At 67.6% G+C, this 24,620-nt stretch carries 20 protein-coding genes; 8 read left to right on the forward strand and 12 right to left on the reverse strand.

Features of this window, described 5'->3' with window-relative positions:
• Positions 1–102 precede the first annotated feature (102 nt).
• Positions 103–1,596: a hypothetical protein gene (locus NM203_RS08375; RefSeq protein ID WP_255059372.1), complete on the forward strand. Its 1,494-nt coding sequence runs from the start codon at positions 103–105 to the stop codon at positions 1,594–1,596.
• A 1-nt stretch (position 1,597) separates the two neighbouring features.
• Here the strand turns inward: NM203_RS08375 and NM203_RS08380 are convergent, their stop codons facing one another.
• Positions 1,598–3,790, reverse strand: coding sequence for a serine/threonine-protein kinase (locus NM203_RS08380; RefSeq protein ID WP_255059373.1), 2,193 nt, complete (start codon positions 3,788–3,790; stop codon positions 1,598–1,600).
• A gap of 131 nt (positions 3,791–3,921) precedes the next feature.
• On the reverse strand, positions 3,922–4,599 hold the full coding sequence (locus tag NM203_RS08385) for a VldE C-terminal domain-containing protein (RefSeq protein ID WP_255059374.1): 678 nt from the start codon (positions 4,597–4,599) through the stop codon (positions 3,922–3,924).
• Positions 4,600–5,051: 452 nt separating this feature from the next.
• Between NM203_RS08385 and NM203_RS08390 the strand changes: the two genes are divergently transcribed.
• Positions 5,052–7,337 carry an alpha/beta hydrolase family protein gene (locus tag NM203_RS08390; RefSeq protein ID WP_255059375.1) on the forward strand — a complete coding sequence of 762 codons (2,286 nt, stop codon included), beginning with the start codon at positions 5,052–5,054 and terminating at the stop codon, positions 7,335–7,337.
• Here the strand turns inward: NM203_RS08390 and NM203_RS08395 are convergent.
• From NM203_RS08395 to NM203_RS33300, 7 genes are all read right to left on the reverse strand, one after another.
• Positions 7,334–8,602 (reverse strand): amidohydrolase family protein, encoded by a 1,269-nt coding sequence (locus NM203_RS08395; protein ID WP_255059376.1) that lies wholly within the window; start codon positions 8,600–8,602, stop codon positions 7,334–7,336. The genes NM203_RS08390 and NM203_RS08395 overlap by 4 nt on opposite strands.
• Positions 8,603–8,615: 13 nt before the next feature.
• A complete protein-coding gene (locus NM203_RS08400) occupies positions 8,616–9,389 on the reverse strand; it encodes a class II aldolase/adducin family protein (protein ID WP_255059377.1) in 774 nt (257 codons plus the stop codon).
• The gene (locus NM203_RS08405; protein ID WP_255059378.1) at positions 9,386–10,963 is read right to left on the reverse strand and encodes a class I adenylate-forming enzyme family protein; all 1,578 of its coding nucleotides are present in this window, start codon (positions 10,961–10,963) and stop codon (positions 9,386–9,388) included. Before NM203_RS08405 ends, NM203_RS08400 begins: the two co-directional genes overlap by 4 nt.
• Before the next feature lie 30 nt (positions 10,964–10,993).
• A complete protein-coding gene (locus NM203_RS08410) occupies positions 10,994–11,764 on the reverse strand; it encodes a FadR/GntR family transcriptional regulator (RefSeq protein WP_255059379.1) in 771 nt (256 codons plus the stop codon).
• 21 nt (positions 11,765–11,785) lie between these two features.
• Positions 11,786–13,099: a carboxylesterase family protein gene (locus NM203_RS08415; protein WP_255059381.1), complete on the reverse strand. Its 1,314-nt coding sequence runs from the start codon at positions 13,097–13,099 to the stop codon at positions 11,786–11,788.
• A gap of 34 nt (positions 13,100–13,133) precedes the next feature.
• A complete protein-coding gene (locus NM203_RS08420) occupies positions 13,134–13,904 on the reverse strand; it encodes a hypothetical protein (RefSeq protein WP_255059382.1) in 771 nt (256 codons plus the stop codon).
• A 536-nt stretch (positions 13,905–14,440) separates the two neighbouring features.
• Positions 14,441–14,911, reverse strand: a complete 471-nt coding sequence (locus NM203_RS33300; protein ID WP_255059753.1) for a hypothetical protein — start codon at positions 14,909–14,911, stop codon at positions 14,441–14,443.
• Between NM203_RS33300 and NM203_RS08430 the strand changes: the two genes are divergently transcribed.
• Positions 14,825–16,354, forward strand: coding sequence for a diguanylate cyclase (locus tag NM203_RS08430; protein WP_255059723.1), 1,530 nt, complete (start codon positions 14,825–14,827; stop codon positions 16,352–16,354). The two genes, NM203_RS33300 and NM203_RS08430, sit on opposite strands and share 87 nt — an antisense overlap.
• Before the next feature lie 41 nt (positions 16,355–16,395).
• Here the strand turns inward: NM203_RS08430 and NM203_RS08435 are convergent, their stop codons facing one another.
• The 3 genes from NM203_RS08435 to NM203_RS33305 all read right to left on the reverse strand — a co-directional run bounded on the left by NM203_RS08435 (position 16,396) and on the right by NM203_RS33305 (position 19,079).
• Positions 16,396–17,079, reverse strand: a complete 684-nt coding sequence (locus NM203_RS08435) for an MIP/aquaporin family protein (RefSeq protein WP_255059383.1) — start codon at positions 17,077–17,079, stop codon at positions 16,396–16,398.
• Between the two features lie 93 nt (positions 17,080–17,172).
• Entirely contained in the window at positions 17,173–17,808 is a 636-nt protein-coding gene (locus NM203_RS08440; RefSeq protein ID WP_255059384.1) for a response regulator, read from the reverse strand.
• Positions 17,805–19,079, reverse strand: a complete 1,275-nt coding sequence (locus NM203_RS33305; RefSeq protein WP_255059385.1) for a sensor histidine kinase — start codon at positions 19,077–19,079, stop codon at positions 17,805–17,807. The genes NM203_RS08440 and NM203_RS33305 overlap by 4 nt, the downstream gene beginning before the upstream one ends.
• A 181-nt stretch (positions 19,080–19,260) precedes the next feature.
• Here NM203_RS33305 and NM203_RS08450 point away from each other — a divergent pair, with 181 nt between their 5' ends.
• From NM203_RS08450 to NM203_RS08470, 5 genes are all read left to right on the forward strand, one after another.
• Positions 19,261–19,527, forward strand: a complete 267-nt coding sequence (locus NM203_RS08450; protein ID WP_255059386.1) for a hypothetical protein — start codon at positions 19,261–19,263, stop codon at positions 19,525–19,527.
• A gap of 427 nt (positions 19,528–19,954) precedes the next feature.
• Entirely contained in the window at positions 19,955–21,598 is a 1,644-nt protein-coding gene (locus NM203_RS08455) for an ABC transporter substrate-binding protein (protein WP_255059387.1), read from the forward strand.
• Complete coding sequence (locus NM203_RS08460) at positions 21,599–22,636, forward strand: ABC transporter permease (protein ID WP_255059388.1); 1,038 nt, start codon at positions 21,599–21,601, stop codon at positions 22,634–22,636. It begins immediately after the preceding gene.
• Positions 22,637–22,640: 4 nt separating this feature from the next.
• A complete protein-coding gene (locus NM203_RS08465; RefSeq protein WP_255059389.1) occupies positions 22,641–23,603 on the forward strand; it encodes an ABC transporter permease in 963 nt (320 codons plus the stop codon).
• Positions 23,600–24,604: an ABC transporter ATP-binding protein gene (locus NM203_RS08470; protein ID WP_255059390.1), complete on the forward strand. Its 1,005-nt coding sequence runs from the start codon at positions 23,600–23,602 to the stop codon at positions 24,602–24,604. Before NM203_RS08465 ends, NM203_RS08470 begins: the two co-directional genes overlap by 4 nt.
• Positions 24,605–24,620: the final 16 nt, after the last annotated feature.

Consider the following 24,620-nt stretch of genomic DNA (forward strand, 5'->3'; position numbering starts at 1 on the left):
CCTGTCCAGTGGGGTTGCTCGGACTCCGAGGAGTTTGGCGGTTGCGGCGGTCAGGCGTATACACTTCGTCCGCCGAAGGTAGCTGGTAGTGGGGAGATGGCCATGGGTAGGCACAGCATCGCGTACATCGATGCGCAACAAGGTCTTTCCGCTCGACCCGCTGCGGCGTTCGTGGGTCGGGTCGGGGCGCTGGCCCTGGCGCTGGGCATCGGTGCAGCCGTTGCAGGCGGTCCCGGAATCGCGCGCGCCGACGAGACCGGCGGAGCCGGTGGTGCCGGCGCACAGACGTCGTCGAGCCCGTCGACCGGCGACGACACCGCCACCGCGCCCACCGGTGCGGACTCCCCCACCGCTTCCACGACTTCCGAAGACCACGAGCCCGGTGCGCCCACCGTGCCGACGATGCAGTTGGGCACCGCTCCCGCGGAGGAAGCCGGGGAGAACGATCCCGCCGCGCTACCGGAGTCGATCCCGAACCTCCCCGAGAAGGCATCCGCGACAAAGGATTCCGACGCACCGGTCGTGTCGGGGAAACGCGCACGGGAGAGCACCCCACCGACAGCCGAACCCGATACCGACGCGACCACCGACGACACCGCAGGCACGTACGCGCGCATGCTTTCCGACACCGCTGACGCGGTCAGGCACGTCGCCGCCCCCACGACCGCCCCGACACCTCCGGCTCCGGGTGCACGACTCACCTCGGCGTCGGTGAGCGACCTCGCCGCAGCGGCCCCGGTCGCGCCTGCGCCACCGCAACTCGTCTTCGTCAACCCCGTCGTCACCCTGGTCTCCGGACTGCTGTCCGCGCTGGGCTTCCCGCCGTCGGCGAGCACCCCGGACGGCACGCCGACGGCGCCGATGCCGATCATCCTCGGTGTGCTGCAGCTGGTGCGCCGCGAGATCGAGAACATCACGCTGCAGCTCACCTGGCCGTTGACCACGACGACCGGGCTGACGAACGCCACCCCGGCGACCTCCGCGACCATCCCCGACCCTTCCGACGAAGCCGACACCGCGTACGGCGACATCGGGAAGTGGATGCTCAAGCCCGACGGGCGGATCGCCGATTACGGTGGCGAGCCGTACGGCGGCAAGACGCTGCTCGAGGCGGTGAACATCGTCATCGTCGACCCCACGTCGACCTCACCGGCGCAGGCCGCGTCGAAGCTCGACACCGCGATGTTCTGGTCGGGCTTCCCGGCTCAGCCGATCCACACCGGCGGCTTCGAGGGCACGATCGACGAGATCACCTACGGGCAACTCCCGAACCTGCCGCTGTTCGGCTACTCCAACAACCTCTTCGTGTTCCCGAACGATCACGGCCGCATCTTCGGACCCGATCCCGTCGAGACCGCCGGCGGGTACGTCTGGAGCGGCGCGTTCAGCACCGAGCAGTTCGGCATCGTGCACGGCTTCCTGCCGGGGCACACGTACGTCTCGTCGAACACGGCGCGCAACGCGCTCGCGATGCGACTCATCCTCAGCGGCCGGGCGACGTACGGCGGCATGGTCCCGCTGGACAACGCCTACACCACGGCGACCACGACCACCGGCGATCACGACGGGTACGCCGTCGTCCTGATCCTCAAGTAGCTCAGGGGTTTCGCACGCAGTCGTAGGTGAGCGGGATCTCCTCACCGAGTTCGACGACCTCGAACTGGTCGCTGGTGATCGCGCTGAACGACTGCGCGTCGATCCCGAGGTCCGCCCACTTCGCGGTGCTGGTCCGATCGTCGGCGAACGTCAGCGGAACCTGGCCGCCGTCGGACAGCAGCATCCCGTAGGTCTTCATCGCCTTCAGCACCACCTTCTGCGAGTCGGTGAAACTCGACTCGTCGAAGTCCGGCTTGAGCCGGAACCGCACGCCGTACGGCGGTGCGTTGGGGTCGGTGCTCTGCGGGCCACCTGCGTGGCTCGCCGGATGCACGTAGGTCTCCGCCTTCATCCGGTCGTTGGGTAGCACGAACCGGATCGCGTGATCGATTGAGCCGGAGGCGACTTCGTCGGCGGTGACCAGCATTGCGGAGATCGGGAACCCACCGGCGTCCGCACTCGTGCACTGCTCCCCGCGCAGGTTGTCGGGATATTCCTTGTTCAGGTCCCACACGAACAATCCCTGGACGGTGAGGTTCTCGCCGTCTTTATTCGCCTGGTACGTCTCGTACAGCTTGCCGCCTTCACGGTCGACGACGAGCAGATGGCAGTCGCCCTGGCTCTCAGTGCTGCCCGAGATATCGCACTCCAAGTTCGTCGACCCCTCGATGTTGGCGTTCTCCGGCACCGGCATCTCCGCGGGTACCGGGTCGCAGTCCGGCCCTCCGCCGCAGTAATCCTCAACACCGACGACCTGGATCCGCGGTGTGTTGGCGTCCGCGAAGAACACCGGTATCGAGAAGTCGGTCTGCAGCGCGTTGTCAGTCCCCCAGCCGCCCATTCCGCTGAGCGTGCTGATGATCGCTTCGCTGCGGTCGGACACCGCCGCTCCGGAGACGTCAAGGTTCCACGGCTGCGCGCCACTGAAGATCCCGCCGCCGGTCGCGCCGGGAGCCGACGACGTCCCACCCGGCGAGGGCCCACCCGACGACGGTGACGGAGACGCGGACGGGGCCGCCGTCTCGTCACCACCCCCACCCGTCAGCATGATCGCCGTGACCGCTACGACCGCGACGACGACGACCGCAGCACCCGCGAGGAGGAGTTTCCCGCGGCCCTTCGACGGGGCGGCGGGGGTGGGAGCCGCCGCCGCGGGCGGGGCCTGCGGGATGACGGGCGGGGGCGGCGACGACGGCGGCCGCGCCTGGGTGGGCGCCGCCTGCGGCCCCGGCGGGTGCGGCGGCGGCACCGGTCTGGGCGGCGGCTGCTGCGGGCGCGGGGGAACCACGGCCGGGTGACGCACGGTCGGGGCGCCACCACCCTGCGGGGCCGCGATGGTCGGTGCGGCCGGCTCGGGGTTCGACCGGGTCTTCGGGCCGAGCGGTTCCGTGACGGCATCCCGCGCGGCCGCGGCCAAATCGCGGGTGGTCGCGTAGCGCTGCTCCGGTTGCTTGGCCATCCCGGTGGCGATGACGTGGTCGAGCGACGGGGACAACCGCGGCGATGAGGTCGACGGCAGCGGCGGCGGCGTCATCAGGTGGGCGGTGGCGACCTGCTCGAACGAATCGCCGGGGAACGGCTGCCGACCCGTCAGCGACTGGTAGAGCACACACGCCAGCGCGTAGACGTCCGACCGGGCGTCGGCGTCCCCGGAACCGAACCGCTCGGGAGCCATGTAGGCCCAGGTGCCCACCGCGCCGCCGGTCTCGGTCAAACCGCTCTCTCCGGCCGCACGGGCGATGCCGAAATCGATCAGATACGCGAAATCGTCCTCGGCCACCAGGATGTTGGACGGCTTGACGTCCCTGTGCACCAGGCCGATGCGATGCGCCGACTGCAACGCGGAGGCGATCTGCTCGACGATCCGGACGGCGCGCGTCGGCTCGATCGGGCCGTCGGCGAGCATGGTGTCGAGATCGCGCCCCTCGATCAGTCGCATGTCCACGAACAGCCTGCCGTCGATCTCACCGAAGTCGTGAATCGGCACGACGTGCGGATTGGTCAGGCTGGCCGCGGCTTTCGCCTCCCGCCGGAAGCGCTGCTGGAATCGCTCGTCGCTCGCCAGATGGACGGGCAGTACCTTGACCGCGACGACGCGGTCGGTCACCGTGTCGTACGCGCGCCAGACTTCACCCATTCCACCGCGACCCAGCAATTCGATGAATCGGTAACGCCCAAACGGCGTGCCATCCACGTCGGCCTCCCCGGAAGCTGCTGCTGAGCGCACAACATAACCCGAGTAGCACGGTCCGCGAGCGGAAAGACCGGTGATGAGGACCGCTCCGTACGAGCAGTCGACGCTAGCGAAAGACGACGACGTTCCGCTCAGCGGTAGTACGTCTCGTCCCCTGTGGGATAGCCGCCACCGAGAGTCGTGATGTGCACGTGGTCGTAGTGGCCGTAGCCGCCCGCGCGCGATCCTCCGGGCGTGTAGTAGACGCCGCGCCAGATCGCGTCCTGGATTGCGAACCGCTTGGCGTTCTTCAGCACGTAGGAGACGATCTCGTTCCCGAGGGCGATACCGGCCTCGGAGTTCGCGTTCGGAATCATGACGTCGAGCGCCAAGCCGTTGGGATGCCACCGCAGCGCGTCCGCACGTACGCCGCCGATGCTGGTGATCTCGGGGAAGATCGCGCTGATGCTGCGCGACACCTGAATCGTCTTGACTTGCAGGCCTTGCTCCGGGGCGTCTCCGGCGCCCAGAACCACCCTCATCGCCGGTGCGACGGCGGTGCGCATCCTGGACGCGGCCGTGACGACTTCGGCCGGAGCGGAATCGCCCGCCTCCGTCCCGGCCAGCGGGCCCGACGGGAACGCCGTCGGGACGGCGACGATCTCCACGCAGCAGGGGGGCGGGTTGTCCGCGGCGGGTGCGACGCTGCGGGCGGCGGTCGCCGACCACGCGTCACCGCCGACCGCGAGGAGGACCGCGATCGGGCCGACCGCCGCGGTCATCAACACGGACGACGTTCGCTGCCTGCTGGCTAACGCATGCCGACCCACGAAGAGCAACATAGTTATCAAAACGTGATCTGTACAGCAACGAGCGATGAGCCGGCACCCGCGGCCCTTCCCGCAGGGCTAACCACGGCATCCGCTGCATCCCGCGGGCTCAGTCACCCGCGGCAGTGTTACCGATGAATAAAGCCCAGTTCACAGGCCCGTGACGGAATCCCCGCGGCATCGGGCGCGAGCGGACTGAGCAAACGATCCGGCTATCCAAGTTCAACCGTGGCCGGAACTTTGCTGATACCTCAATCAGCAGCACCTGACGTCACATCAGCACCACCGCCCGCAACGAGCGCCCGGTCCAGTTCACTGCCGTACAGCTTGGTTGTTTCGGCGCTCTACAAGGCCGAACCCGGCGTTGCTGGCAATCTTATGTGATGTAGCTCACGGTGACATATGCTCCGAGGGACGTGATGTCACCGTTGCGCGACCGAAGGGGTGTCCGAATGGCGGGCGATCATCAACTCCAACGGGACCGCACGCGGGTCAGCGTCGGCTTCCGGCCAGGGAAGCTGGCCGTCGCCGCCGTCGCGATCATGACCGCGGCGACGCTGACGGTCGGCCTGGTGCCGCCGCCCACCGACGAGATGCTCAACCGCGACGTCGCACTCGCCGCAGCGGTGAAGACCGCTCCGCCGCCCGACGAGATCCCCGACTTGACCGGCGGCCTCGGCACCGCCGGATACGACCTCGCCCAGCAGATCGCGGCAGCGATTCTCGAGGCGATCATGAACAACATCAACCTGATGGCACTGGCCAAAGCGTCGGGGATGGACCCGGCGAGTTTCCTCCAGGGTCTGTCGCCCGAACTGCTCCGTGGCGTCTTGGATCGTATTCCGATCGACCTGTCGCCGCTGCTCGCGAATCTCGTCGGACTCGACGCCGCGAACGGCATCCTCGGACCCGCGCTGAAAGCGCTCGGGATCACCGACGGCACCGGCATGACGACCGTGACGAAGCTGCTACAACTCCTGGGACTCGACCTCAGCGATCCGCTGAACCTGTCGAATCTCGACGTGCCGGGGCTGAACATCATCACCACGGGCCCGCCCTTCACACTGCTGAAGCTGCTCGGCCTCGACCTCGGCTGGGTGCCGGCGCTGCCGAATTCGGTTGCAGCAGAGGTCAATAGCACCGAGTATCTGCCGCTCGGTGTGAACGGATTGCTCAGCACGGTGCTCGACCGGCTTCAGATCCTCTCGGCCGACAATCCACTGCTGGGACTCGGCGGCCTCGTCGGCTCACTCGACGGTCTCCTCGACAACGTCGTCGACGCCATTCCCGCCCGACTCGATCTGATCGACCTGCGTGTGCCGATCGTCGTCGGCTTCGGCCTCGGCGCGTTCGCCGCGGGTGCCGCCTACCCGAAGATCGTCGAGGACCTGCAGTACCAACCCGGCGGTGCGAAGTCGCCGACCAAGGCGACCGATCCCCTGCTGGGCAGTCTGACGATCCTGCCGATGTTGTTGCTGCGCAATCCCGGTCGCGCCAACGGTGGCCTGTTCGCCCGGTTCTATCCGATCGCCCGACTCTTCGGCATCGACACCGTGACGCCCGACACTCAGGTCACCAGCAGCGGCGGAGTGCCGATCGGCACCACGGGACTCTCGCTCGGCGGTGCCAACCTGATCCCGATCAAGGTCGACGCGACGGTGCAGTACGACCTGCTGTCCGACTTCGCGGCGTGGCCGAACCCGTTCTCGGTCGCGAACAACCTCATGGCGTTCCTGTTACCGACGTACGTCCTGCGCGGCGTCGACACGTCGAACCTCACCCCGCAGATGGAGGCCCAACTCAAGCAGATCCTGAGCAGCCTCGGCGCCGACCCGCTCGCGCTCAACCTGTATCTCACGCTGCCCGCCAACAGCCTGCCGTTGCTCGAGCCGCTGTACCTGCTGACCGACCTGACGAACATCATGACGCTGGGGGCTTTCCCGAATCCCCTGGGCACCTTGGCGAACGCCCTCGCGCCCGCGCTGACCAGCCTGGTCAATCTCGGGTACACCGACGTCGTGCGGAACCCGGATGGGACGTACACCCGAACGCTCGATCAAGCCGGCGACCCGACCGCGTTCATGTCGTTCCCGGATGTCGACTGGGGCAGGGTTCCCGGCGACATCGTCCAGTCGCTGATAAACGGCATCCAGAAGGAGTTCTTCAGCGGCAATCCGACACCGTCGACGCCTAACGCGATCACCGGCGTGTTCACGCTGCTCTCGAAGATCCTCGGGGGTGGCGGGATCGGCTTCGGCGGATTCGACGACATCATCAAGGCCGTTGTGGGCGGAATGAATCCGCTCGCCGCAGCCGCGACGAAGGAGGTCGGCGCGCTGCCCGAGGCGAAGCCCGCGCCGATGACGACGACCTTCAACGAACCGACCTACACCAACGTCGCGCCGGCCAAGCAGGAGAGTGTCCCCGAGCCCGAGGCGGTCGAAGAGACCGAACCCGAGCCGACGAAGGAGACACGGACGTCGTCGGTGCCCAGGCCGGCCGGAATGTCGGCGACGCCGAGGGCGCCCGGTAGCCCGGTGGGCAGCGTCGTCGGAGGCGTCACCGACGCGGTCGGCGGGATCACCGGCGGCGTCACCAACACCGTGGGCGGCGTCACCGGCGGCGTCACCAACACCGTGGGCGGCGTCACCGGCGGCGTCACCGACGCGGTCGGTGGCGTCACCGGCGGTCTGACCGGCGGACTGAAGAAGGTCACCGGAGGGTTGGGACTCGGCTAGAACGCGTTCGGGTCGTTCTGCACCGCCACCGGCACCGGATGCTGGTAGAGCCGAGCGGCGTTCTCCCACGTCACCTTGCGGATGATCTCCGGCGGCAGGCCGGCGATCTGCTCGTGGATGGTGCGCTGGGTGTGCGGCCACGTCGAGTCGCAGTGCGGATAGTCGGCCTCGAGCAGGATGTTGTCCTCGCCGATCCGCTTGTACTGCACGAACGACGACTGATCCTCCACGGCGCAGAACCAGAAGTTGCGCGTGAACACCTCGGCGGGTGTCAACGTCTCCCCCAGCGCCGCCCACGTCCCGTACATCTCGTGATAGCTGAGCATGTGGTCGAGACGGTCGAGAAGCCCGGCCACCCAGCCGATTCCACCCTCGGACAGGCAGATCTTGAGATCGGGGTAGCGCGTGCACACACCCGAGTACAGCCAGTCGACGGCCGCGGTGATCGCGTACGCGAAGAACAGCACGCCCTGCACGTCGGGCGGCGCGTCTGCTGACGTCGACGGCGACGTACCCGACGACCCGATGTGCAGGTTCACCACCGTCCCGGTGTCGGCGCACGCCGCCAGCATCGGCTCCCAGTACCCGGAGTGGATGGTCGGCAGTCCCAGTAGCGCGGGGCTCTCACTGAACGTGACGGCGTGAAAGCCGCGGTCTGCGTTCTCGTAGATCATCTTCGCGCTGATCTCGGGATCCAGCAGCCACGGCAGCTGGCACGGGATGATGCGGTCCGGGTACGCGCCCGCCCACGCGTCGATGTGCCAGTCGTTCCAGGCCCGCACGCACGCCATCGCGAGGTCGGTGTCCGTGGTGACCTGTTGCAGACGCTGCCCGGCGAACCCCGGCAGGAACGACGGGAAGTTCAGCGACGCGTACACGCCGTTGAGGTCCATGTCCGCGACACGCGCGTGGATGTCCCATGCGCCGCGGCGCATTTCGTCGAACCGCGTCGGCTCGAAGCCGTACTCGGAGACCGGCCGCCCCACCACGGCGTTGAAGCCGACGTTGGGCAGCGAGTTGCCGTCGAAGAGCCACGTCTGGCCGCCGTCGTCGGTGTCGACCACCCGCGGGGCGCGGTCGGCGAACTTCCGGGGAACCCGGCCCTCGAACGTATCGGGCGGCTCGACGATGTGATCGTCGACGGAGATGACGGTGTACAGACGGTCGGCCCGCTCCGGTTCGGCCAGGAAGGTGACCGACCGGTCGGCCCCCGTTTTGGCGGTCGTGAAACCGAGATTCGCCGACATCTCGTCGATGGAACCCATGGCCTGATCTCCTTCAGTCGAGAACCGCGCGGTCGGCCTTGATGGTCATGCGGGCCGCCCCGGCCCAGTACACGTCGGCGGCGCGTTCGATCAGCGAGGCCTTCATGCCGATGAGGTCGCCGCGATTCATCGCCGAAGGCGTTCGGCCCGTGAGCATCACGTCGTAGGCGAGCTTGCAGACCCGCTCGATGGACGCGGCCCGGTAGACGGCCTCGGCCAGGGTGCCGCCCGTGATGATCACGCCGTGATTGGCCAGCAGGATCATGTTGGCCGATCCCACTTCCTTCGCGAGTTCGATTGCCCGCCAGGGGGCGTCGATCTCACCGTCGTAGGTCGGCACCAGATGCATGTCGTCGAGGAACAGCGCTCCCGTCTGGTGCATCAGCTCGGGCAGCACACCGAGCGCGGCCAGCACGCTGACGTAGTACGGGTGGTTGTGGATGACGACCCTGGCGTCGGGCCGCAGCCGGTGCAGTTCGGTGTGGATGTGGATGGCGGGCGTCACGTCCCAGCGCCCGCGGACGACTCGCGCGTCCTCGTCGACGACGCAGATGTCGGACGCCGTCAGCTCCTTCCACCACAGTCCCCACGGATTGACCAGCATGTCGGTCCGCCCGTCGAGCTGCCAGGTGATGTGACCCGCCATGTTCTCGGCGAAGCCGAGGTCGGCGAGGTGCCGGAACGCCACCGCCAGCATCTGCTCCTCGGTCAGGTCGACGCCGATGGGCGGCGTCTTCGACGGCGCCCACACCGCGAGTCCGCCTGGTCTCACGTCGTCAGTCGTCATCGTGACTCCAGTCTCGATCGGATCTCATCCCGCAGCCGCCCTTTCGCGATCTTGCCTCCAGACGATCGCGGTAGCTCGTCGAGCACCTCGAGTCGCTCGGGCAGCAGCTCCTTCGAAACACCCTGCGATAGCAAATGTTCCACCAGCGTCGGCAGGTCGAGCGCGGCGCCGTCGGTGAGCTCGACGTAGGCACACACTCGCTCCCCGAACAGCGGATCCGGCATTGCGACGGCGGCGGCGACGGCCACCGCGGGATGTGTCGCCACCACGTCCTCCACCTGGACGGCGCTGATATTCTTGCCCGCCCGCAGGATGAAGTCCGACGTGCGGCCCGCCAGGGTGAGGAACCCCTCGTCGTCTAGATCGCAGATGTCGCCCATCCGCATCCAGCCGTCCGGGGTGTACAGCTTGTCGTGGTCGGCGCCGCCCAGGTATCCGAGGCTCAGCGCCGGGCCTCGGCACGCGGGCTGGCCGCGGCCGGTCGCCGTGACGTCGCGGTCGCCGTCGAACAGTCGTACGTGCATCTCGGGCACGATGCGCCCGGCGGTGCGCAGCCTTCGGTGCAGCGGGTCGTCGAGCGTGGTGGCGCTGAGCATGCCGGTCTCGTTTGACCCGTAGAACTGCAGGATGGTGGCGCCGGTCAACTCCTCGAAGCGAGCCGACTGCGTGTACGGCAGCGGCTCGCCGCCGGTGAACACGACGCGCAGGCTCGAGAGATCGTGCTCACGCGACGCACTGTTGGCCAACAGCATCGCCAACTGCGTACTGACGCAGCACAGCACGGTCGCACGGTGCCGCTCGATCGCCGCACAGGTGTCCGCAGCGTCGAAGCGGTCCATGCGAACGGTGCTGGCGCCCAGGTGAATCGGCGTTGTATGCGAGGTCCAGATGCCGAAGCCGAACGGCGTCGGGATAACGGGCAGGAAGACGTCGTCGCTCGTCAGCCCACCGTTGGCGACGGCCTTCTGATGGAAGTAGTGCCAGCGATTCTGGGTGTGCACGACGCACTTCGGTAGGCCGGTCGTGCCCGACGTCGAGTTGATGAGGAAGACGTCGTCGGCGCCGATGGGGGCCAGCCCGGTGTCGGCGGCGGGACGGGTGTCGATCTCCAGTTCGGCACCGTCGCCGAACACGACGACGCGCTGCCCCAGCTCTGCGGCCGGTACCTGTCGTTCGGGGTCGCACACCAGCAGCGCCGGTTCCGAGGTCCGCAGGATCTCAGCGGTCTCGCGGACACCGGCACGGGCGCCGAGACCGATGACCGCCGCACCGCACCGTTCGATGGCGACTAGGAGCACGTGAATGGCGGCGGTGTCGTTGTGCCACATGGCAACCCGCTGCCCCGGCCGAACCCCGAGTGCGACGAGCCGGTGCGCCAGATTGGTGGCGGCGGAGTCGAACTCCGCCCACGTCAGCCGACGGCCGGCGGCAGCGAAATCGGTATAGGCGGCACCGTCCGGCGTCGCGGTCGCGTTGCGGCGGACGCAGTCGGACAGCGTGACGTCGGACCACCAGCCCGCCTCGCGGTACTGCGCGGCTTCCGCGGGGGTCGCGGCGGCTGCTTCGACGCCCATCACCAAATCATATGAAAATGAGGAGCCCGGTCAATGGTCGGGCTGCCAAGCCCGCACCATCGTCGGGTCGACGACCCCCGCCGAGCCCGGATAGTGCTGAGCGTCGACGAGGTGCGCGGCCGACAGATCATGCGCTCGACGCCCGTCGCCCGCCGCGATCGCATCGATGACCTGCCGGTGGTCCTCGAGCACCGCGAGCCGCTCGGCGAGTGGAACGATGCTGCCGTCGGCGACCCGGCTGGACCACGACGTCTCGTGCGCCGACCACAGCATCTCCAGGGCGCCCGCGAGGATGATCATGGTTTGATTGCCGCAATTGGCCACCAGCGCTTCGTGATACCGCCTGCTCGCGGCCGTCACCAACGCGAGGTCCTCGACCACCGCGACCGCTTCGTCGTGCAGCGCGCGCAGCGTCGGCACCACCGCGCGCTCGCGATCCGTGCGCTCGGCGCAGAGCGCCGCGCACGCCGGCTCGACCCGCAGCAGCGCCCGCCCGACGTCGGACAGCCCGACCTCCTGCGACCCGAGAACCAGGCCGATGGTGTACGCGACGTTGGCAGCGGTGGGCCGACGAACGACGGCCCCGCCGAGCTTTCCGCGACGGACGCGCAGCAGTCCCTCGGCTTCCAGAATCCGCATGGCCTCGCGCAGCGACGGCTTGCTGACCGGGAACTCCCGCAGCAGCTCGTCCTCCTTGGGCAGGATGCTGCCGTCCGCGAGCTCGCCGGAGAGGATCCGTCGGCGCAGTTGGTCGGCGACCTGCTCGGCGAGCCGACGGAACTGAATGGTTGGCTCAGCCACGCACCGATCCTTACCGCGGGGTCACGTGAAGAGCATCGTAGCGGCGAGACCGTCGACTCCACGGTGCGCGAAGCCGGTCCAGACCGCCCGGAGGCGTGCCGCGAGTGCCCGGTCGATCGCCCCGCCGGGCCCCAGCATCGGGGCGTCCGACCAGACGTCGCCGGACTCGAAGAGCAGCGGCAGTTCCATGCAGTGGCAGGCCCCCAGCGGTGCGCGGTCGGGGTGCCAGTCGAACCGATACGTCGACACCCGGCCACCGTGCGCGCGCCAGGTCGCGACGAACGGGTCCACCGGGTCCCCGAACATGCGTGCAGTGACCTTCGGCGCCAATGACCGAACAGCAAGCCGCTCGACGGGTTTGACACGCGCCAGCCTCTTCAGTCGCGGGCTCATCGCGATGAACGGCGAGGCGTCGTCCCCGGTGTGCCCGATCAGCAGTTCGATGCGGGTGGCGGCGGCGGCGATTCGCGCCGGCATCTCGTCGGGTGCCGGCAGCGGCGCCCGGCCGAGCAGCGGCGCGAACGCCATCCCGCCGAGCATCCCGAAGCGCTGCGCCGACGCGACTGCACGGCCCTCGGCGGTCAGCAGTTGCGCGCGCGACGCGTCCCCCGGTGCGACGCCGGCCAGCGAGGTCGCCATCACCTCCCGCAGGGCGGTCGCCATCGCCGCCCGGTCGGCGCCGACGCCCGCATTCTGTGTGCCGATGCCCAGCGGTGCGCTCTGCACGATCGCGCGGTGGAACAGTCCGTCGGTCTCCTCGCACAGCATCAGCGCCAGCACGCTGTCGCCGCCCGCGGACTGCCCGAACACCGTCACGTTGTCCGGGTCGCCGCCGAACGCCGCGATGTTGTCCTGCACCCAGCGCAGCGCGAGAATCTGGTCGTGCAGCCCGAGGTTGTCGTCGCCTCCGGCCCCCGGCGGGGTGAGGTAGCCGAAGACACCCAACCGGTAGGTCACGTTGACGACCACGACGCCGCCTTCGCGAACCAGCGCTCCCGCATCGTATTTCGGTGATTCCCCGCCGCCCGCCACGTACGCGCCACCGTGAAACCACACCATCACCGGCAGGTCGTCGGCGTCCGTCGGAGCCGTCACCGAGACCACCAGGCAGTCCTCGTCGAACACCAGATCGCCGAGCACCGGACCGGTGACGAAGCTCAGTCGCGACGGCCGTTGCGGACAGACCGGGCCGGATCGGGTCGCGTCGCGCTCACCGGACCAGGCGGAGGCCGGCGCGGCTGCGGCGAAGCGGGTGACCCGGCCGTACGGCAGCCCGCGAGCGCGCACCACGCCGTCGCGCACCTCGACCGAGATGTTCCCGCCGGCTATCCGCACAGGATCACCGTACTGACAGCGAGGAAGCTACCGCTCAGCTCGCCAACGCCAGGGACTCGTATGGCGACGTTCCAGTGGCGAGGCCCGGCACCCGCTGCACGCGCAGGCCACGCTGGACCTGAGCCATCTCCCGGAAGATCGCCCCGACTTGATCGGCGGCGCCGTGCACGGTGAACGTGCGCCTATCCCAGACGATCATCTTGGTCTCGTAGCGCTCGTCGGGATAAGGCGTCGCGGGGATGTCGGCCACCACGCCGCCCGACGATCGCCACTGCTCCAGGATGTGCGCCGCCGAGGTGGCCATGAAGTAGGTCAGATCGAACGCAGACATGGCGTGGAAGCCGCAGCGGGCGATCATCTGCGAGCGGTGCCGCGTGCCCCCCGACTCCTTGTCGGTCCAGGCGCCCTTGAGTTCGACGACTCCCAGCGGCACCATCTCGGCGATGGCCCGTCGGAGGTCGGTCTCGCCGGGTTGCCCTGCCCATTCGACGGCGGCGTGGGAATCGTCAGGGGTGAGCAGCGGCCCCTTCGCCCGAACACCGCCGACCATCTCACCCCGGATATCGGTCAGCGCCCAGAAGACGGCCGTGTCGTCGGCACAGCTGGCCACGTCGGCGTCCATGGCGCCGCTCACGCCGAACCGGCGGTAGCTCGCCACCGCGCCTCGGTGATAGCGCTCGAACAGTTCCGGCTCGGCGGAGGGCGTCGCCATGATCATCGACGTCTCCGCGACCGGATCCCAGCAGGCGACACGGGTGAAATCGGCGAGGTCGAGGCACGTGGGGGCCAGTTCGATGCTGGTCATAGCCTGCGGGTGCTCCTGCTGTCGTGGGAAAGCGCGGACTGCGCTGTCTCGGACGGCACCCGGAGACGGACTTAGCTACATCATACTAACAGTATGAAAGAGGCTTGACCAGCATCTTCTACGTCACATTCTCGTTATAGCAACGTTATTTGCTGGGTTAGGCGACACTCACGGTGCGCGCACCCCGCCGGTGGCGCCGCCCCCTGCCCTGTGTCCGATTCCGGGAGCGAATGGGCACCGGGAACCGTCCCCTGGCCGGCGTTGCCGCGCAGGAAATCCGAATTGCGTTCCAGTGCACCATCTTTCGCAGGGCACTCGCGCTTCCTGCATCACTACCGCGCTCGGGCGGAGCAACTCCTCCCCCGCCTGGCCTGGCTCGAACCTGGATCGCCGTCCACCGTTAGCTACGGGCCGCCCGGCCGTGTTGCTGGGCTGCAGCCACCGTGTCTCACCACGGGATTCGGCGCCGGCGGATCGTTTAGGCCAATGGCAACACGACCGGCAGATGCAGTACTAGCGAAGATATGTCAGTCGCGCTAATTATCTACACGTGAAACATTAATTGCCACCCCAGGGGTAAATCCGAGGCCGATCCGGTAAAGTGCCAGTTGCCAATCGAGAATGTTCAGCTTTCGGGCAAACTTCAAGGTCGCGAAGCTGCACATCGATAGCAAATCGAGTTGGCAGTTGGAGCGAAACATCAGGTGTCGGGGCATGATGATGGCGACAGTGGTATTCGGGGTGTCTCGATGAGACACCGTGAGCCCTTCGTCGGCGATGCAGACCCCAGCACGGGTTTCGTCGCGGCGCACCCCGATCCGCACCGGAATGGTTCGACCAACGGTCACCGCGAAGGTCCGCCCCGGATCGGCCACGACGCGTTCGCCCAGATCGTCGACCACAGTCCCGACGCCATCTGCATCCACCAGGACGGGCGCTTCGTCTACTTCAACGCGGTAGCTGTGCGGTGGCTCGGCGCGCGCACCGCTCACGAACTCATCGGCCACGCCGTGTCACGATTCGTCCACGCGCGCTCGATTCCGCACCTGCTCGCCAAGACGGCGACACTGCGAAGGCCGGGCGATGTATCCGCAGCGGCACGGGCTACCGTGGTGCGCCTCGACGGCTCCGAATTGGACGTCGACGCGGTGTCCGTACTGACCACGTGGCAGGGCGCCGCCGCTTACCAACTGATCTTCCGCGACCTCACCGAGCACCGCGCCACTCACGACACGCTCGCTCACCAGGCCGCGCTGGTGGACCACGCCAGCGACGCGATGATCTCGATCACCAGAACCGGCATGGTGACGAGCTGGAATCCGGCCGCCGAGCGCATCTACCGGAGACCGGCGCACCGGGCGCTCGCACTGCCGATCGACGTCGCCGTCGGGGCGCCGGTGGATGTGCACGCCATCGCCGAGGCCGGTGGCGTCGTCCACAGCACGCACTATGCGATGGACGGGTCGGTCCGCACCATGCGGGTCTCGGCGACCGAGTTCGACAACGGCTACGTCCTCCTCTGCTCCGATGAGACGGCACTTCGCCGGGCCGCCCGAAACCTGCGCACCGTGGTCAACACGCTGCAGGAGGGCGTGGTCGTCATCGACCGGAACGGCTGGCTGCTCACCATCAACCCGTCGGCTCGCCGCATCCTCGGGCTGGGCGAGCACGAGATAGAGCACGGCGACCGTCTCCGTGACCTACCCGTCTACGATTCCGACGGCGTGCTGCTCAGCGCGGAGGAGCGTCCGGTCCCCAAGACGTTCGCCACCGGACTGCCGGTCATCGGCCGGGTGTTCGGCGTCGACCGGCCGGACGGCCGCCGCGTGTGGGTGTCCATGAGTTGTCAACTGCTGCATCCGGATTCCCACGACCACTCGCCCGTGCTGGCCTCGTTCACCGACATCACCTCCCAGCGCGCGGCCACCGAGGCGCTCGCGCACCAAGCGGCCCACGACGTGCTGACGGGGCTCCCCAACCGCGCCCACCTGTTGGAGACGGTCAACGCCCTGCAGCGCGACGCCGGGATGCTGACCGCCGTGATGTTCATCGACCTCGACGACCTCAAGACGGTCAACGACACGTTCGGCCACGACGTCGGCGACACCGTGATCCAAGCCTGCGCCGATCGACTGCGGGGCGCGGTCCGTCGACACGACATCGTCGGTCGCTTCGCAGGGGACGAGTTCGTCGCGCTGCTGACCGGCGAACTGGCCAACGGTGCGCTCGAACGCTCCGTCGATCGGATCCACCGCGTTCTCACCGAGCCGATCGACATACCCGGCGGCACTCTGCAATTGGGCGCCAGCATCGGCGTCATCCGGACGGATCGGAAGGACGAACGGGACGCCGCGACGCTGCTGCGGGATGCCGACGCCGCGATGTACGCCGCCAAGGCCAGTGGTCGCCGGGCGAGCATCTTCTCCGGCTCCTTCCCGATGCAGAACTGACCCTCCCCTCGGTCGAGGGGAGGGTCGAGGGATCTGCGAGGTCAGCAGTCGCCCGGATTGAGCGTCCGGAACGCGGCGCCGGCGGCTACGCCCGCGATGAGCTGGGCCAGTAGGTAGACCCACAGCGTCGACCCGGCGAACGGGCCCAGCGTGGCACCGCCGATCAACACGGCCGGATTGAACGCCGCGCCGGAGACACCGCCGACGGCGACGGCGCCCGCGGTGACGGTGCACCCGATCGCCGCGCCGTAGAACGAGTTGTCGACGTGATCCCTACTGGTTGCGACGCTGAGAACGACATAGCAGAGCGCGAACGTGAACACCGACTCCGCGATGAACGCCGCGACGATCTGATGGCCTGTTGGAACCACCGCAGGGGCCGCGCCGCCGGGCAGCACCAGGCGGAGCAGTTCCGCGCCGACGAGACCGCCGATCACCTGCGCCGATGAGTAGGCGAAGGCATCCCGTGCGTCGACGCGACCCCGCACGAACGCTGCCACCGTCACGGCGGGGTTGTAGTGCGCGCCGGAGACGTGCCCGCCGGCGTAGACGAGTGCCATGAGGACGGCGCCGATTCCGAGCGGGGCCAGCGGGCCGCCCATGCGGACGCAGCCGCCGACGGTGAAGACGAGTAGCAGTGTCCCAATTGCCTCGGTGGCGTACTTGGCCGCCGGCCGGTGAATGATCGGGGTGGACGCAGTGGGGGTGGTGGTGTGAGTTGTCATGCGGATCAGCCTGCGCCGCAACGGGACAACGGGACAGCATTCCATCGGATGACGGAGGGGATGAATCCGGTGTCGTTCAAACGGATGACACGACTACTCCAGCAGCTGGTTGCGCATCGCCTTCGCGACGGCGGCCCCGCGATCGGACACCTCGAGCTTCTCGTACAGCCTGCGGATGTGGGTCTTGATGGTGGTCTGCGCGAGAAAGAGTTCCGCCGCCATCTCCGGAACCGACTTGCCGTCGGCGATCATCCGCAGGATCTGGCGTTCCCGCTCGCTGAGCGACGGCGCCGCCGACTGGGCGCTTCGGCGCACCTGCGCCGTCAACGACGTCACCAGCTCGGGCGGCAGGACGTTCTCACCCCTGGCGCACGCGACGACCGCTGCGACGATCTCGTCTCGGTCGGACTCCTTCGACAGGTATCCCGCGGCGCCGTCCTGGATCGCCCGGTAGACGACCGGTCCCTCAGTGGTCGCCGACAGCAGTAGCACCCTGGTGGGCAGCTTGTCCCGCACGACCGCGTGGGCGATCGCGATGCCGTCGAGCCCCGGCATCTTGTAGTCCAGCAGCGCCACGTCGGGACTGTGCTCGCGAATCGCATCAAGCGCCGCGTGCCCGTCACCCACCGCGGCGACGACGTCAATGCGGTCGCTCAGGTCGAGGGCGCGGACCACACCCTCCCGGTACACCGGATGGTCGTCTCCGACCACTACCCGCACGGGCCTCACGGTGCCGTCCTCGCGGGAACCGTCGCGCGGACCAGGGTGCCGCGGTCCGCCGGAAGGAACTCCAATGTGCCCCCTAGCGTTTCGATACGTGCACGATGCGATGCCAGGCCGATGTGCCCCTCTGCGAGGCGCTGCGCCAGCGACGCCGGGTCCAGCCCGACACCATCATCCTGCACGGTCAAGATCAGTTGGTCCCCGGTATCACGCAATTCCAGGTCCACCCGGCCCGCACCCGCGTGCCTGGCGACGTTGCCGAGCAGTTCCCTCGCGACGGCGTAGAGCGTCGGCGCCTCGGAATGGGCACGCGAGCAGTTGATGTCGCAGCGCACGGGCACGCCCGTGCGTCCGGTGAACGTCTCCGCCAGGGTCTGCACCGCCACCGCCAGACCGGCTTCGTCGAGCACCGACGGGTGCAGTTCGCGGGTCACCTGACGCAAGTCGCGCGAGACGTCGCCGAGCAACTCGCTGGCACGGACCACCCCGTCTGCCGCACCGCCGTTCCGAATCGCTTCCCGCAGATCCTGTTTAGCCGCGAGCACCGTCTGCAAGGCGCCGTCATGCAGCGTCTCGGCGATCCGTCGGCGTTCCCGCTCCTCCGCGGACATCACGTCGGCGAGTAAGAGCGACCGGCTGGCCGTCAGCTCGGCGATCGCGGCGAGCCTGCGCTGCTGCACGCGCGAGACCGTGTACGAGCAGAGGCACAGCAGCGCCAGCATCGTCAGCAACGCGATCACCATCGGCGCGGACATCTGTTGCCGGAAAACGGGATCCGCCACCACAGCCGAGCCACCACCGACAATCGCGACGACCGATATCACCGCCGCGCGCCTGCCTGCCTGCGTTGCGATGAAGAAGGGCAGAAACGACAGCAGGCCGAGCACCAGGTAGCTGCCCGTCGAGAGGAACTGCAGCACGCAGATCGCCGCAACGTCCACCGGAACCATGGGCTCGAGTGCGCGTAACCGGTGGGCTCGCTGGGGATGTCGTGCCACCGCCCACGCGGCCGCCACGGATAGTGCGGCGTAACAGGTGATCAGCGTCAACTGCGCGGGCCACTCGCCCCGCGATGTGCCACTCCACACCAGCATGAGCATCACCCCGACGAGGAGCAGCCGCAGAATGCTGCGGAGCCGCTGCGCTTGTCGGTTGAACATCACGTAGATGTCGCGGACGGCCTCGCTTCCCGCCGGTCCCGTCGCAACCGGCGGCACCACCAGACTGGCCCAGAATCCGCCCGCTGCCCGCGGTTCCGCGCTGCCGTCGCGACGCACAGGCGGAGTCTATCCCCCAGCCGGTGTCGTCCATTCGGACGACACCGGATTCATCCTGCGCACCGCCCGTTCGCGCGACAGACAACCGCCGCCGGCGGCGAGATCGTTATCCCGTGGCCGAAACCATCGGCTGGACACCTCGGGAGAACTCCCGAAAGACACTGGAAAGCAGGAGTTTTCAATGAACGCACAGAGCAAGAGCCGGATCGCCCGAATCGTCATCATGCCCGTCGCCGCGGCGAGCATCGCAGGCGGCGTCGCGCTCGGACTCTCCGGCGCGGCGAACGCGTCCGCAGCGGAGTCGCCGTCGGGTCCGGCCGTCGTCGCCGTACCGCAGACCACGGCCCACCCCGCCCCGAACGCGACGCCCGGCAACTGGTGGCACCGGCATCACCCGTCACTGCTCGACCCCACGTCGGCAGTCAACTTCACGATGCCCGGCGCCTGAAGCGCACCAAGGTGCCAGAAACCTCCCCGGCGATCCGCCGGGGAGGTTTCCGGTGTCGCATTCCGACGACATCGCCCGAAAATCATCGTGCGGCGCGCCGTATCGCCAGAAATTTTCCGGTCGAATCCGGCGTGGGTGCCGAACCTTCCGGCAAAGCCGCGCACGTTGCCGCCCGCCCCGTACAGCCCGATCGGGCAATTCCACCGCAGGGGACCGACGTCGATGAGGTCGACGCCGAGCGAAGTCGACGGCCCGCCGAGGGGTGACTCGGCAGCGCATTTGACGCTGCCGACGACCCTGTGCAAACCCTGTCAGCAGGCTGAATACACCGACTTGCCATGCGCTCGATTTGGGAAAAGATGCATGCAGCCCGCGACAAGTGGCGTACAGCTATGGAACAGCCCGTGAACAGATCCCCAGGAGTGACATGAGAACGCCGCGAAAGATATTGATCACCGCCTGTATCACCGCACTGGCCGCGTTCGGGGTCACAGCGTGCGGTGGCGACTCCGACGACAGCGCATCGGGCGAAGGCGGCGACATCAACATCACGATGACGTCGTTCCCCGACTACATCGACCCGCAGCTCTCCTACACGGTCGAGGGCTGGGAGGTCATGTACAACACCTACATCCCGCTGCTGACGTACAAGCACGCCAAGGGCGCTGACGGCGCCGAGGTGGTGCCCGCGCTCGCCGAGGCGATGCCCGAGGTATCCCCTGACGGCAGGACCTACACGCTGAAACTCCGCCCCAACATGAAGTACTCAGACGGCACGGACATCAAGGCCTCCGATTTCCCGTACGCCATCCAGCGTCTGTTCAAGGCGAATTCCGGCGGGTCGGTGTTCTACGAAACCATCATCGGCGCAACCGAGTACGCCGAGGGCAAGGCCGACTCGATCAGCGGCATCACCACCGACGACGCCACCGGCGCGATCACCATCAAGCTGACCGAGGCCAGCGGCACGTTCGACAACCTGCTGGCGCTGTCGTTCTCGGCGCCCGTGCCACCGAGCACGCCACTCGACGCCGACGCGACTGAGAACCCGCCGCCGACCAGTGGGCCGTTCATGATCACCAAGGTCGAGCGGCCGCAGACCATGACCATGGAACGCAACCCGAACTTCACGACCGTCAAGGACGCGGGCGCGAGCGAGGTCGCCGACGCCCAGGTCGACAAGATCACCATCACCCAGAACAAGAACAACTCCGCACAGGTGACCGCGGTGCAGCAGAACCAGGTCGACTTCATGTTCGACCCGCCGGACGCCGACCGCCTGCCCGAGGTGAAGGCCAAGTACGGCGACCGATTCCGGCTCGAGGAGTCGATCAACACCTACTACTTCTTCATGAACACCAGCAAGGCGCCGTTCGACAACCTGAAGGTCCGGCAGGCGATCAACTACGCGATCGACCCCGAGGCGCTCAACCGCGTCTTCGGCGGCCGACTGCACCCGACGCAGCAGATCCTTCCGCCGGGGATGCCGGGCTACGAGGAGTTCACGCTGTACCCCGGACCGGACATGGCGAAGGCCAAAGCGCTTATCGCCGAGGCCAATCCGGCCGATCGCGACATCACGGTGTGGACCGACGACGAACCCGACCGCAAACGGATCGGCGAGTACTACCACGACCTGCTGACTCAGCTGGGCTTCAACGCGACCCTCAAGGTCATCGCGGGCGACGTCTACTGGGCCACCATCGGCAACCAGTCGACGCCCGATGTGGACACCGGCTTCGCCGACTGGTTCCAGGACTTCCCGCACCCGGACGACTTCTTCCGGCCGCTACTGAACGGCGCGAGCATCCTGCCGACCAACGGCAACAACTACTCGCGGGCCAACATCCCCGAGCTCGACAAGAAGATGAACGAGCTGGCCACCCAGCAGATGTCCGACGACCTCGAGAAGCAGTACGCGGCGCTGGACAAGGCGTACATGGAGCAGGCCGTCTGGGCGCCGTACGGCAACGAGGAGTTCGCGACGTTCGTGTCGGAGCGGATGGACTTCGACAAGGCCTACAGTCACGTGCTGTTCAATCAGGACTACTCGGCACTGGCACTGAAGTAGATGGGCGCCCCGCTGGGGGACGTCGAGGTATCGGATGTACCACCGCTACCCGTCGGCGTCTCCGCTGAACACATTCGCGGGCGCAGTCCCTGGTTCCTCGCGTGGATGCGCCTGCGGCGCAACAAGTTCGCACTGGGATTCGGAGCGCTGTTCGTCGCCGTCGTCATCGCCTGCCTCGCCGCGCCGCTGTGGGCGGATCACGTCGCCCACACCGGACCGAACCAGAATCACATCACCGACAAGGTGATGCGCGACGGGCAGGAGACCTACGTCGTCTCTCCGGACGGCACGCCCATCGGACCCGGCCTGCACGGTCAGTACCTACTCGGCGCCGACCAGAACGGCCGGGACGTCATGGTGCGACTGCTGTACGGCGGCCGGACGTCGATCTTCGTCGGCGCACTGGCCGCCGGGGTCACCACGGTGCTCGCCGTTCTCGTCGGACTGCTCTGCGGGTACTACCGCGGTTGGGTCGACGCGGTGCTGTCCCGGGTGATGGACGTCATCTGGGCGTTCCCGGTGCTGCTGCTCGGCATCGCGCTCGGCACCACGCTGGCGTTGGGTGGTGTGAAGATCGGCAGTCTCGTCGTCGCGGGCGACTCGCTGTGGATTCCGATCCTCATCATCGGCCTGGTGTACGTGCCTTATATGGCCAGACCGATCCGAGGCGAGATCCTGGCGCTGCGGGAGAAGGAGTTCATCGAGGCCGCGGTGGCGCAGGGCAAGGGGCCGCTGCGGATCATGGTGTCCGAACTGCTGCCGAACGTGGCGTCGACGCTCATCGTCTTCTTCACGCTGAACATCGCCAACAACATGCTGCTGGAGTCGGCGCTGTCGTTCCTCGGCGCCGGCGTCCGGCCGCCCAACGCGTCGTGGGGGACGATGATCGCCGACGGGTACCAGAACATCTACACCGCACCCCACCTGACGATCGTTCCCGGCGCGATGATCGCGCTGACGGTGTTGTCGCTCAACGTGTTCGGCGACGGTTTGCGTGACGCGCTCGATCCGCGCGCGAAGATCAGGCTGGAGCACTAGACCGATGGCTCGTTTCGTCATTCGACGCATCCTCGGGATGCTCGCGGTGCTGTTCGCGATCTCGGTGATCGTGTTCCTCATCTTCAACGTGATCCCCAACTCCGATCCCGCCCAGCGCATCGCGGGCAAGAACGCCAACCCCGCGCTGATCGCCAGGGTCAGTGCCGATCTCGGGCTCGACCAGCCGCTGCCGGTGCAGTACGTCACGATGATGAAGCAGATCTTCACCGGACAGTTGACGTCGTACGCCAGCTCGCAGAACGTTGCCGAGCAGATCTGGAAGGGCCTGCCCGCCACGATGTCCCTGTGCATCGGCGCGGCCGTCCTGTGGATGGCAGTCGCCGTGCTCTTCGGATACCTGTCGGCCGTGCGCGCCGGCCGGTTCACCGATCGCACGCTGACGGTGCTGGCGCTCATCGGCATCTCGATGCCGGTGTTCTGGCTGGCCGCCATCCTGCTGTACTTCTTCAGCTTCAAGGTCGAACTGTTCCCGACGGGCAGCTACGTCGCGTTCTCCAAGGACCCGTTGGAATGGGCCTACCACCTGGTGCTGCCGTGGATCACCCTGGCGGTGCTCTACGTCGGGTTCTACAGCAGGTTGCTGCGCTCCAACATGCTCGACGTGATGAACGAGGACTATGTGCGCACAGCGCGCGCGAAAGGACTGTCCGAGAGGCAGATACGTATCAAGCACGTCCTGCGTAACTCGATGATCCCGGTGATCACGCTGTTCGGCCTGGACTTCGGGATGGTGGTCGGCGGCGGCGCCATCCTCACCGAGACGGTGTTCAATCTCAACGGCGTCGGACTCTACGCCGGGCAGGCCATCGGCGCCCTCGACCTGCCGCCACTCATGGGCGTGACGATGTTCGGCGCGTTCTTCATCGTGCTCTTCAACACCATCGTCGACGTCCTGTACGCGTTGCTCGACCCCCGAATTCGACTCGGACAGGCGGCACCCGCATGATGTTGTCAGTCGAGAACCTCAGCGTGCGGTTCGCCACCGACGGCGGCACGGTGCACGCGGTCGACGGTGTCTCGTTCACTCTCGACAAGGGCGAAATACTCGCCATCGTCGGCGAATCCGGTTCGGGCAAGAGCGTGACCGCCCAGACCGTGCTGGGTCTCACCCGTTCCCCGAATACCACGATCACGGGGTCCGTGACGTTCGACGGCCAGGACCTCACCACGATGGACGACCGGGGGCTGCGGGGCGTGCGCGGCGAGCGGATCGCGATGATCTTCCAGGATCCGATGACGTCGCTGAACCCCGTCTACCGGGTCGGGGATCAGATCGTCGAGATGATCCGCGCCCACCGCGCCGTGTCCAAGGCGGAGGCCCGCGTCAGCGCCGTCGAGCTACTCGGTTCGGTCGGAATACCCAATCCCGAACGGCGCGTTCGGGATTACCCGCATGAGTTCTCCGGCGGCATGCGACAGCGGGTGATGATCGCGATGGCACTCGCCCTCGATCCCGACGTGCTGATCGCCGACGAGCCCACGACCGCCCTCGACGTGACCGTCCAGGCGCAGATTCTGAGCCTGCTGCAACGGCTGAACACCGAGCGCGGGCTCGCCGTCGTGCTGATCACCCACGACCTGGGCGTCGTCGCCGAGGTCGCCGACCGAGTGGCGGTCATGTACGCCGGGCAGATCGTCGAGGACGCCACCCTCGACGAACTGTTCTACAACCCGCAACACCCCTACACCTGGGGTCTGCTTGGCTCGCTCGCGCGGCTCGACCAGCCGACACCCGTTCGGCTGGAGCAGATTCCGGGGATGCCACCGTCGCTCGCCAACCCGCCGTCGGGCTGCCGGTTCGCTCCGCGCTGCCCGCACGAGTTCGATCGCTGCGCCGAACCGCCCCCGCTTCGGGACGGGAACCGCTGTTGGCTCAACCCGGACCGCAAGCGCGAGCTGCGCGAGGTCGACGGCCGGATCGGATTGCGGAAGGCGGTGAATTCGTGACGGTTCAGCGAGAAGC

This window comes from Mycolicibacterium arenosum (assembly GCF_024320865.1).
Taxonomy (GTDB): domain Bacteria; phylum Actinomycetota; class Actinomycetes; order Mycobacteriales; family Mycobacteriaceae; genus Mycobacterium; species Mycobacterium arenosum.

Excerpts from the sequence above, each read along its gene's own strand:
- NM203_RS08375 (WP_255059372.1), top strand. The coding sequence starts at position 103 with ATGGGTAGGCACAGCATCGCGTACATCGATGCGCAACAAGGTCTTTCC.
- NM203_RS08390 (WP_255059375.1), top strand. The coding sequence starts at position 5,052 with ATGGCGGGCGATCATCAACTCCAACGGGACCGCACGCGGGTCAGCGTC.
- NM203_RS08395 (WP_255059376.1), bottom strand. The coding sequence starts at position 8,602 with ATGGGTTCCATCGACGAGATGTCGGCGAATCTCGGTTTCACGACCGCC.
- NM203_RS08400 (WP_255059377.1), bottom strand. The coding sequence starts at position 9,389 with ATGACGACTGACGACGTGAGACCAGGCGGACTCGCGGTGTGGGCGCCG.
- NM203_RS08405 (WP_255059378.1), bottom strand. The coding sequence starts at position 10,963 with ATGGGCGTCGAAGCAGCCGCCGCGACCCCCGCGGAAGCCGCGCAGTAC.
- NM203_RS08420 (WP_255059382.1), bottom strand. The coding sequence starts at position 13,904 with ATGACCAGCATCGAACTGGCCCCCACGTGCCTCGACCTCGCCGATTTC.
- NM203_RS08435 (WP_255059383.1), bottom strand. The coding sequence starts at position 17,079 with ATGACAACTCACACCACCACCCCCACTGCGTCCACCCCGATCATTCAC.
- NM203_RS08450 (WP_255059386.1), top strand. The coding sequence starts at position 19,261 with ATGAACGCACAGAGCAAGAGCCGGATCGCCCGAATCGTCATCATGCCC.
- NM203_RS08455 (WP_255059387.1), top strand. The coding sequence starts at position 19,955 with ATGAGAACGCCGCGAAAGATATTGATCACCGCCTGTATCACCGCACTG.
- NM203_RS08460 (WP_255059388.1), top strand. The coding sequence starts at position 21,599 with ATGGGCGCCCCGCTGGGGGACGTCGAGGTATCGGATGTACCACCGCTA.
- NM203_RS08465 (WP_255059389.1), top strand. The coding sequence starts at position 22,641 with ATGGCTCGTTTCGTCATTCGACGCATCCTCGGGATGCTCGCGGTGCTG.
- NM203_RS08470 (WP_255059390.1), top strand. The coding sequence starts at position 23,600 with ATGATGTTGTCAGTCGAGAACCTCAGCGTGCGGTTCGCCACCGACGGC.